The organism is Campylobacter concisus (assembly GCF_902460895.1).
Lineage (GTDB): Bacteria > Campylobacterota > Campylobacteria > Campylobacterales > Campylobacteraceae > Campylobacter_A > Campylobacter_A concisus_BC.
In genome coordinates, this window is the sequence record NZ_CABPVL010000002.1 from 234,209 (window position 1) to 243,954 (window position 9,746).

Below are 9,746 nucleotides of genomic sequence, written 5' to 3' on the forward strand. Positions count from 1 at the left end.
ATGAGAAAATTTAACGTAGCGGTCGTTGGTGCTACTGGAGCGGTCGGCGAAGAGCTTTTTAGAGTTATGGAGGAGGTTGATTTCCCAGTTGGTGAGCTTTTGCCACTTGCAAGTGCAAAGAGCGTTGGCATGGAGATCGAATTTAAGGGCAAACACTACAAAGTAAAAGAGCTAACCGAGAAAGTTTTTAGCGAGCACGAGATCGATATCGCATTTTTTAGTGCAGGTGGCTCAGTTTCAGAGAAATTTGCCAAATTTGCAGCTGATAGCGGCGCAGTAGTTATCGATAACACCAGCCATTTTAGGATGGATAAAGATATCCCGCTAGTCGTGCCTGAGTGTAACCCAAGTGACATTGCTATGTGGAAAAACCGCGGCATCATCGCTAATCCAAACTGCTCAACCATCCAAATGGTTCAAATTTTAAAACCACTAAATGATGCTTTTGGCATCAACAGGGTCGATGTTTCTACCTATCAAGCAGCAAGTGGCGCTGGCAAAGAGGGCATGGAGGAGCTTGTTGTTCAGATGCAAAAGTTTTTTGAATTTAAGCTTGATGAGTGCGAGCCAAAGGTCTTTGCACACCGCCTAGCGCTAAACGTGATCCCACACATCGACGTCTTTTTGGATAATGACTATACAAAAGAAGAGATGAAAATGGTCAATGAGACGCAAAAAATTCTTCACAAAGATATCGAAGTGAGCGCGACATGTGTGCGTGTGCCAGTGCTTAGAAGCCACTCTGAAGCGATCACTATCCACTTTGATAAAGACGTGAGTGCAGATGCGGCAAGAGAGGTTTTAAGCAAAGCTCCAAGCGTCGTCGTAGTCGATAATCCAGCTAAAAAAGAGTATCCGATGCCTACTATCTCAAGCGATACAAACGAGACTTACGTTGGCAGGATCAGGGTTGATAACTTTAGAGCAAATGTGCTTCACCTTTGGTGTAGTGCCGATCAGATCCGTGTGGGTGCTGCGACAAATGCCGTCAGGATCGCACAAAAATGGACCATGATGCAGGAGTAGTTTGTAAATTTATTTTTAGGCTAGAAAGGATTAAGCTTCTAGTCTAAATTTATCTTGCAAGCTCGTCTAATAAATCTTGCAAAGTAACGTTTTTTAGCTCGTTTTCTAGGGCAGTTTGTGCTCTTAAAAAGTGCCCAGACAAAAGCTCCTCTATCCTGCCACCAAGCGGGCAGGCCTTTGGTGAATCAGAGTGAATTTTAAAAAGTTTTTCTTTATCATTTACTGCGTTAAAAATTTCAAGTAAATTTATATCTTTTGGCTCTTTTGTAAGGCTCACCCCACCAACTCCAGCTGCGACATTTACTAGCCCTGCGGCCTTTAGAGTGCCAAGTAGGCGCCTAACGATAACTGGGTTTGTATTTATGCTACCAGCTATAAATTCGCTTGTAACCTTCTCATTTTCAAAAAATTTAGCACACAAAAGCGCGTGTATCGCGGTTGAAAATTTAATGCCAACTTGCATGATCGTCCTTAAATTTTTCGTGATTATACTTAAATTTTCTGTCAAAGACAGCCAGCTAAATTTGACTTACGAGCCTTTGCTGGCTGTCAAATTTATAAATTCACGCTCTCTCGCCGACCGCAGTGAAGCGCTTTTGGATAAATTTCTTGTTTTTTAGCTCGTCAATGATCGCAAGCGCAAGGTCTGCGTAGCTTATGTAGCTCTCATTTTTTGAGTTTAGTATGAGATTGTCCCCGCCAAGCACGTATTTGCCCGTGCGAGCGCCGTTTGCGTCGTAGTCGCCTGCTGGACTTACATACGTCCAAAGTACATTTGTGCTACCTTTTAGCACAAAATAAGACTCTGCCGTAGCCTTTGCCACGCCCATATATGCTGCTGGGAAGTCTGAGGTGTCCATGAGCATAGTGCCTTTGCTATCAACAAATAACGTGCCAGCGCCGCCAACTACGATGAGTCTTGTGCTAGTGCCTTCTAGTAAATTTACAAGGTGAGCGGCCACTTTTTTATGAAGCGGAAAGTCTCTTCGCTCCATGCTGCAAATGCGCTGATAAACGCGTCAAAGCCTGCTAGATCGGCCTTTGAAAGCTCGAAAATATCTTTGTAAACGACCTTTACGCTTTCGTTTTTATACTCTTTGTTTCTAACGATCGTTGTGACGTCATGTCCTTGTTTTATCGCCTCATTTACTAAATTTGCACCGCTTTTGCCGTTTGCACCTATGATTGCTATTTTTATTGTTTCTCCTTTTAAATTTTCTCTTTAAATTTACAGCCAGCTTGGCTTTACGTCATCAACTATCACGCCGTCAGTCATGGTGTATTGCTCTAGGCTACCGCGTTTTGTTTGGATACAGATCATTTTGATGCCGTTTTTGCCAGCCCTAAAGCACCTCTTACCCTCTGGATCTATGCGCACCGCGTCGCCTTTGCTTACTTTTATCACTTCGCCGTCGATGAAGAGCTCGCCGTCACCTTCTAGGATGATGTAAAGCTCCTCGTTTTGCTTGTGCGCATGGACAAATGGCACGCTCACGTTTGCTGGAAGCTCGTTTATAGATACTTCACAGCCAGTTAAATTTAAAGCCTCTTTTAGCTCGACCCTTGGCTCGTTTGTGATCTTTGCAACCTGATAATTTTTCATTTTGTTCTCCTTGTTTTTTGTGTTGTAATCTTTTTATTTACAACCGATGAGCGAAGTATAGTGATTTTTTGTTGTAATGTCAAGAGTTACAACAAAAATTTATCAAAATTTGTATATTTAGGCTAAAATTTATGAAAAATTTATGATAATAAAAAGAGGCCATACCCCAAAAGAAGGACAATGATGCACAACAAGAGCGTTCTTAGAAATTCGTTTTTTCTAATTTTCACGTTTATGATAGTTGAGGCCGTTTTTGGCTTCGTTTCAAACTCGCTTGCGCTTATTAGCGACGCATTTCACATGCTCTCAGACGCTGCCGCGCTATTTTTATCGCTCATGGCGTTTAAAATTTCAGAAAAAAGGGCAAATTTACAAAAGACCTTTGGCTACAAAAGGGTCGAGATCATCGCCGCTTTTATAAATGCCATCGCTCTTATCGCACTTGCTGTTTTTGTCGTAGTCGAAGCGATCATCAGGCTTTTTAATGAGCCAGAGATCAAAGCTGAAACGATGCTATTTGTTAGCATTTTGGGGCTTATTATAAATTTAGTCGTGGCTATTTATATGCATAAAAGCGCTGATACAAAAGAAAATTTAAACATGAAAGGTGCTTATTTGCACGTGCTTGGCGACACGCTTGGCTCAGTTGGTGCCATCGTCGCGGCACTTCTTGTGATGAAATTTAACTTCACGCAGGCCGATAGCATCGCAAGTATCTTTGTCTCGCTACTCATCATAAAAAGTGGCGCTAGCTTGCTAAAAGATAGCTTTAATATCCTGATCGAAGCGGTGCCGCTTAAGCTTGATACGGATGAAATTTTAGGCGTTATAAAGGGTGTAGATGGCGTTAAAATCGTGCATGACCTGCATATCTGGGCGATAAATGCTGGCACAAACGCACTCATAGCCCACGTGGTGGTAGATGACGCGCTAAGCGTGGCTGAAATTTCAAAGATGATAAGGCGCATCGAGCACGAGCTTTCTCACGCAGGTATCGGTCACGTCACGCTTCAGTTTGAGAGCGAGAGCCTTGGACATAAAGACGATCTCATCTGCGAGCTAAAAAGCGCGCATAAGGACGAACATTTTGGGCATCATCACTAAAATTTGAGTGAAATTTAGCTAAAAAAGTCAAATTTAATGTTTCTTATAAAAAATAACTACCTGATGGTCGTGGCTATCGGTTTGCTTGGTATTTTTATGGATATGGCTCCTCTTATCGCAGTAAATTTTGTAGTAGCCTTGATTTGCGCTCTATTTTGTATGAAAAAGGGCTATATATTTGTTTTGTTGCTGGCGTTAAATTTTGCTCTATATTTTAATGCCATAGATGCTCCGTTTGAACAACCAGAGCTTTGGACTTATCACGTGCCAGCGCTTGCAACTGCGACTTATGGGCTTAGAGTTTTAGTTTATGCCTCGGCATTTTTAGGCTTTTTGCCACTTGTGGCTTGCGCCTATTTTTTTATATTCGCTTTGCGTTGTGCTCTGCGCTTTATGCAAAAGTTTAAGAGCTAAATTTGAGCTTTAAATTTAAGCCTTGCTAGCCTAGCAAACTCATTTTTACTCAACTTTAACGATTTTTTTTATAAAATCGCCTAAAATTTAACTAGGGATTTCATGAAAAACATTAGAAACTTTAGCATCATAGCTCACATCGACCACGGCAAAAGCACGCTTGCTGATCGCCTCATTCAGGAGTGTGGCGCCGTTAGCGACCGTGAGATGAGCTCGCAGATCATGGACACGATGGATATCGAAAAAGAGCGTGGCATCACGATCAAAGCCCAATCTGTCCGTCTAAACTACGCACTAAATGGGCAAAATTTTGTTCTAAATTTGATAGACACCCCAGGACACGTTGATTTTAGCTACGAGGTGAGCCGCTCTTTGGCTAGTTGCGAGGGCGCGCTACTTGTCGTGGATGCTTCTCAGGGCGTGGAGGCGCAAACCATCGCAAACGTTTATATCGCACTTGAAAACAACCTAGAGATCATCCCAGTCATCAACAAGATCGATCTGCCAGCGGCTGATCCTGCTAAGGTAAAAGACGAGATCGAGCACATCATCGGACTTGACTGCTCAGGAGCTATCGAAGTGAGCGCAAAAACAGGCGTTGGCATAAAAGAGCTGCTTGAAGCGATCATCACGAGGATCCCTGCGCCAAATGGCGATGCTAGCAAGCCTACAAAGGCACTCATTTACGATAGTTGGTTTGACAACTACCTTGGCGCGCTTGCTCTTGTGCGCGTTTATGATGGTGAAATTTCAAAAAATGACGAAATTTTGGTCATGGGCACGGGTAAAAAACACATCGTGCTAGACCTCATGTATCCAAATCCGATCGCACCGATCAAGACTAAAACGCTTAGTGCTGGCGAGGTTGGTATCGTTGTTTTGGGGCTTAAAAACGTTAGCGACGTGCAAGTTGGAGATACGATAACACAGTCAAGAAATCCCCTAAAAGAGCCAGTTGGCGGCTTTGAAAGGGCTAAGCCGTTTGTTTTTGCGGGACTTTATCCTATTGAAACTGATAAATTTGAAGATCTGCGTGATGCGCTGGATAAGCTAAAGCTAAACGACAGCTCCATTAGCTATGAGCCAGAGACCTCGGTCGCACTTGGATTTGGTTTTAGGGTTGGTTTTTTGGGACTACTGCACATGGAGGTCGTCAAAGAGAGGTTGGAGCGTGAGTTTGACCTAGATCTCATCGCCACAGCACCGACTGTGACTTATGAAGTCATCCAAACTGATGGGCTAAATTTAAAAATCCAAAACCCAAGTCAGCTACCACCAGTCAATAAAATAGACTCAATCCTTGAGCCATACGTGAAAGCGACTATCATCACGCCAAGCGAGTTTTTGGGTAACATCATCACGCTTTTAAACAACCGCCGTGGCATACAAACAAAGATGGACTACATCACGACTGACCGCGTTTTACTCGAGTATGACATACCGATGAATGAGATCGTGATGGACTTTTACGACAAGCTAAAGTCAAGCACCAAAGGCTACGCGAGCTTTGACTACGAGCCTAGCGACTACCGCGTGGGCGATCTAGTAAAGCTTGATGTCAAAGTGGCCGGCGAGACGGTCGATGCACTCTCTATCATCGTGCCTGAGAGCAAGGCGCAGACTAAGGGCAGGGACTTTGTAAAGGCGATGAAAGAGATCGTGCCGCGTCAGCTCTTTGAGGTGGCGATACAAGCTAGCATTGGCAACAAGATCATCGCTCGCGAAACCGTAAAATCAATGGGTAAAAACGTCACAGCCAAGTGCTACGGCGGTGACATCACTCGTAAAAGAAAGTTGCTTGAAAAGCAAAAAGAGGGTAAGAAGAGGATGAAGGCGATAGGTAAGGTGAATTTGCCGCAGGAGGCATTTCTCTCTGTCTTAAAAATAGACTAGCGGCGTGTCGTGAGCGCCTTTGAATGAGCTTTAAATTTTCTCTCTTCGATGGACTATTTGTCCTATCTTGATCGAAAATTTATGCGCAACATCCAAAATCATCTCACGACATTATGACTTGTCTTATGCTGTTTTTATAGGTTTAAATGCTAAATTTACAAAAAGGAGTGCTATGCCGTTTGTGAAAATTTGCGTGACAAAAGAGAATGATAGCCCAAGTGTGGAGCAAAAAGAGAAGATGATAAGCGGAGTTACAAAGCTAATAAGCGAAATTTTAGGTAGAAGCGCTCAAAATACTGTTGTCATTATCGATGAGATCGATACGAACAACTACGGCATCGCAGGCGAGAGCGTGAAAAATCTCCGCAAAAAACAAAAAGAGCAAAAGGAAGTGAAATGCTAAGAGCGACATTATTAGCAGTTTTTGCAGCCATCTTTCTAACTGGCTGCGTGGCAAAAGCTAGCCTTTGTCTATCGTGCGAGGGCATAGATGGCGTGCAAAGTGCGAGCATAAGCAGCCAAGATAAGACCTATTTTGAAGAGGTTATGAGGATCCCAGCTGACTGCAGCGCTTGCAAGGGCAGGGGCGATGGCGTCTTTATAAATGGCGTCAAGTATAGAAGTGACGTGGCGATAAATTGCTGCTTAGAAAAAAATATGATCGACATAAATGTTGGGCTAAAAAAGGTATATTTTCATAGGATCGTGGATGCTAGAAGTAGCGCAAGGTCGATTTATTACACAAGAGAAGATGGTAGCGGTGTAGTCTTTAACTCAAACCCACGCCTTGAAGTGCTCTTTTATATGTTTTTAAAACGTGAGCTAAATTCGCGTGGCATCGTGGTCGTGGATACGCAAACATCGCCTTATACATATAGGCTTGATTTTAGATTTGACGAGCTTAGAGGCACTTACTCAAGAAGCTCAGAAATTTTAAACGGACATCTATACGGCGAACTTGTGCTTTCAGATATAAATTTCAAAAAACGAATTCCTATCTCGACTAGACACCACGTGGAGGAGCTTGAGGCGTCAAGAAGCGGTCAGTTTGACTTCTTTATCGCGCTTTTAGTCAAGCAAGCTGCCATAAAAGTGGCTGATGAGATCACTAAACTTTGAAAGGAAAAATATGAGTAAATTTAAATTTCTAGCTATCTTTGGACTTTTTGTCCTATTTTTGAGCGGTTGTGCGCCTACTCAGACAGTAGTTGCCTTTGATCCTTACAAAACTGCTGCAAGTCAGCAAGCTAACGGCCTTGAAGTCTATATAAGCGCGGTGCATGATAGTCGCAAAAACAAAAGCACTATTGCAACTATAACCGATGGCAGAGGTACTGTAAAAGAGTATGTCGTGCTTCAAAACGATCTTGCGACTTACTTTAGCGACTCCCTTAAAAGAGAGCTTGCGGCACGTGGCGCAAATGTAAATGGCATGGGTGGCGTCGTGGTTGAAGTTTTCATAAACGAATTTGAAGCAAATATGAGCGGATATGGCAGCGACAACACAAGAGGTAAGATAAAGATCACTCTTAAAATCCAAAAAGGCGATCAAAGTATCATTAAAAATATCTCAAACAACCAAACCAAATTTGAGCTAGTTCGCACTGGCGGAGCGTTTAAGCCATTCTTAACAGACATCATAAATGACGCCGTTAAACGCTCTGCTATCGCTATCTTAAACAGCTGATGTTTTGTGCATTTTGCAAGAGCTTTACGCTAAAGACATTTTGTAAAACCTGCTCGCAAATTTTAAGCGAACCAAGCCCTGTAGTAAGAGAGCTAGAGGGCTTTAAAATTTATAGCTTCTATGGCTACTCTGAGATCAAAGAGCTCATCCATTCAAAGCACCAAATGCACGGACTTTTTATCTATAAAAATTTAGCCAAATTTGCATTTAAGAAATTTGCTAAAAGCTTTAGCTTCCCAGAGCAAATTTATGCCCTGCCGATAGATGATAGAGTGCATCATGGCTACTCGCACACGGCTATTTTGGCAAATGAACTTCGTGCTAAAAATCTTAAACCCATTTTTCACGCCCTGCATGCGACAAGCAGTGTCAGTTATAGCGGCAAGGATCTTAAATTTAGACAAAACAATCCAAGAAATTTTAAAATTTTAAAAAAGATCACTGCGCCAGTTATCTTGGTCGATGACATCGTAACCACTGGCACAACGATACTAGAAGCTAGAGATACGCTTCAAAAAGCAGGCGTTGATGTGCTTTTTGCGCTTGTTTTAGCAGATGCTAGAAACTAAAATTTATGTGAAATTTGACTTGAAATTTCATACCTAAATAATTGTAAATAGCTATTAACCATAAAAAAATTTTGCCGATATAAAGATAAAAATTTACACAAAAGGATTTTGTTTATGAAAAAAGCAGCAAACAAGATTGCACTCATTATTGTTGTGCTTTTAGTTGTCTCGCTTGGCGTGTTTTCAACGGTGAATTACACAAATACCAAGGAGAGGATTTACGATCTAGCAAAGGAGTCTAAGACTTCATCTTCAAAAGTTTTGCAGTTTTATATGAATGCATTTTTTGAAGATAAGCTTGCAGCCGTTCAAAATTTTGCTAGTTACATCGAGGCACATCCACAAATTTTGGATGACAAAGAGGCTTTAGAAAAAGTGCTGATGAACGCAGCGCAGGTTACTGATTTTTCTGAGTTTTACTTTGGTTATGCAGCTGATGGTGCTGTTTATAACGCTGTGCTTGATGGTAAAGAGCGTAAATTTATGGTTTTTGATCAGAGAAAAAACTATGATGCGAGGGTTAAAGGCTGGTACAAGGACGCTATTGCAAAAGAGGGCATTATCTTTTCAGCTCCATATACAAGCTCAGCTGGTGGCTTAAATTTAACTATCGCTAAAAAGATAGTTGTTGATGGCAAGGTTGTTGGTGTCTTTGGCGTGGATATGGGCATAGATAAGCTTGACAATGAGCTTAATAAGATAAAACCAACTCCAAGTAGCGCGATAGCTTTATTTGATCTAGAGCATAAAAAGATAATTCATTTTGTTCATAAGGATCTTGTTTTATCTGATGCTAGCGAAGCTATGAAGATCATTGACGACTACTCAAACGAGTATAAGAAAAATGGAGATAAAACATTTACTTACAATCTTAGAGGCACAGAGAGGCTTCTTGCTTGCGAGCTTTACGATCAAGCAAACTGGCTTGTGTGCTCTGCAAACTCTTGGAGCGATTATGACGGAAGCCTTAGCAAAACACTTGTCTCACAAGTCATCTCTTCAGTTATATTTATAGTAGTCATCGTAGCGCTTCTTATATTTATCGTTAGCAGATCGCTTAAGCCACTCTCAAAGATATCTGATTCGCTTATTTCGTTCTTTAAATTTCTAAACTACGAGATCAAAGAGCCAGTTAAGTCAAATATCGTTTCTAAAGATGAATTTGGTGTTATGTCTTCTCTTATAAATGAAAATATCCAAAAGATCCAAACAGCTAAAGAAAAAGAGAATACCTTCATCCAAAAAGCCAACACCTTTGTAAATGAGATAAAAGATGGTAACTATGAAGCAAGCCTAGAAGCTGATACTAATAACCCAGCTCTAAATCAACTAAAAAATACATTTAAAGATCTTCAAGTAGCTCTTAAAGAAGCAATATCAAGTAATGGTAAAGATGTACTTGATCTACTAAACACATATAAAAACCAAGACTTCACAAAAAGACTTGATG

General features: G+C 41.5%; 13 protein-coding genes. 9 read left to right on the top strand and 4 right to left on the bottom strand.

Features of this window, described 5'->3' with window-relative positions; translation table 11 throughout:
- Positions 1-1,026: an aspartate-semialdehyde dehydrogenase gene (locus F3G98_RS02350; protein ID WP_148823807.1), complete on the top strand. Its 1,026-nt coding sequence runs from the start codon at positions 1-3 to the stop codon at positions 1,024-1,026.
- 49 nt (positions 1,027-1,075) lie between these two features.
- On the opposite strand, the gene F3G98_RS02355 is transcribed toward F3G98_RS02350, so the two are convergent.
- The 4 genes from F3G98_RS02355 to F3G98_RS02370 all read right to left on the bottom strand — a co-directional run bounded on the left by F3G98_RS02355 (position 1,076) and on the right by F3G98_RS02370 (position 2,629).
- On the bottom strand, positions 1,076-1,489 hold the full coding sequence (locus tag F3G98_RS02355) for an Rrf2 family transcriptional regulator (RefSeq protein WP_103607907.1): 414 nt from the start codon (positions 1,487-1,489) through the stop codon (positions 1,076-1,078).
- 100 nt (positions 1,490-1,589) lie between these two features.
- On the bottom strand, positions 1,590-2,021 hold the full coding sequence (locus tag F3G98_RS02360; protein ID WP_223231291.1) for an NAD(P)-dependent oxidoreductase: 432 nt from the start codon (positions 2,019-2,021) through the stop codon (positions 1,590-1,592).
- Positions 1,970-2,224, bottom strand: coding sequence for an NAD(P)H-binding protein (locus tag F3G98_RS10725; RefSeq protein WP_141090125.1), 255 nt, complete (start codon positions 2,222-2,224; stop codon positions 1,970-1,972). Before F3G98_RS10725 ends, F3G98_RS02360 begins: the two co-directional genes overlap by 52 nt.
- A 30-nt stretch (positions 2,225-2,254) precedes the next feature.
- Positions 2,255-2,629, bottom strand: a complete 375-nt coding sequence (locus tag F3G98_RS02370; RefSeq protein ID WP_103607906.1) for a cupin domain-containing protein — start codon at positions 2,627-2,629, stop codon at positions 2,255-2,257.
- Between the two features lie 180 nt (positions 2,630-2,809).
- Here F3G98_RS02370 and F3G98_RS02375 point away from each other — a divergent pair, with 180 nt between their 5' ends.
- The 8 genes from F3G98_RS02375 to F3G98_RS10320 form a co-directional block, all read left to right on the top strand.
- The gene (locus F3G98_RS02375) at positions 2,810-3,733 is read left to right on the top strand and encodes a cation diffusion facilitator family transporter (protein ID WP_223231292.1); all 924 of its coding nucleotides are present in this window, start codon (positions 2,810-2,812) and stop codon (positions 3,731-3,733) included.
- A gap of 36 nt (positions 3,734-3,769) precedes the next feature.
- Positions 3,770-4,147: a transporter gene (locus F3G98_RS02380; protein WP_223231293.1), complete on the top strand. Its 378-nt coding sequence runs from the start codon at positions 3,770-3,772 to the stop codon at positions 4,145-4,147.
- Between the two features lie 102 nt (positions 4,148-4,249).
- Complete coding sequence (gene lepA / locus F3G98_RS02385; protein ID WP_103607904.1) at positions 4,250-6,040, top strand: translation elongation factor 4; 1,791 nt, start codon at positions 4,250-4,252, stop codon at positions 6,038-6,040.
- Positions 6,041-6,212: 172 nt separating this feature from the next.
- On the top strand, positions 6,213-6,443 hold the full coding sequence (locus F3G98_RS02390; RefSeq protein ID WP_103566346.1) for a 2-hydroxymuconate tautomerase family protein: 231 nt from the start codon (positions 6,213-6,215) through the stop codon (positions 6,441-6,443).
- On the top strand, positions 6,437-7,159 hold the full coding sequence (locus F3G98_RS02395; RefSeq protein WP_103607903.1) for a hypothetical protein: 723 nt from the start codon (positions 6,437-6,439) through the stop codon (positions 7,157-7,159). Before F3G98_RS02390 ends, F3G98_RS02395 begins: the two co-directional genes overlap by 7 nt.
- A gap of 10 nt (positions 7,160-7,169) precedes the next feature.
- Positions 7,170-7,727, top strand: a complete 558-nt coding sequence (locus F3G98_RS02400) for a YajG family lipoprotein (protein ID WP_103580763.1) — start codon at positions 7,170-7,172, stop codon at positions 7,725-7,727.
- The gene (locus F3G98_RS02405; protein ID WP_103597447.1) at positions 7,727-8,296 is read left to right on the top strand and encodes a ComF family protein; all 570 of its coding nucleotides are present in this window, start codon (positions 7,727-7,729) and stop codon (positions 8,294-8,296) included. Before F3G98_RS02400 ends, F3G98_RS02405 begins: the two co-directional genes overlap by 1 nt.
- 114 nt (positions 8,297-8,410) lie before the next feature.
- A partial coding sequence (locus F3G98_RS10320) for a cache domain-containing protein (RefSeq protein ID WP_188116958.1) occupies positions 8,411-9,746 on the top strand: 1,336 nt, incomplete at its 3' end.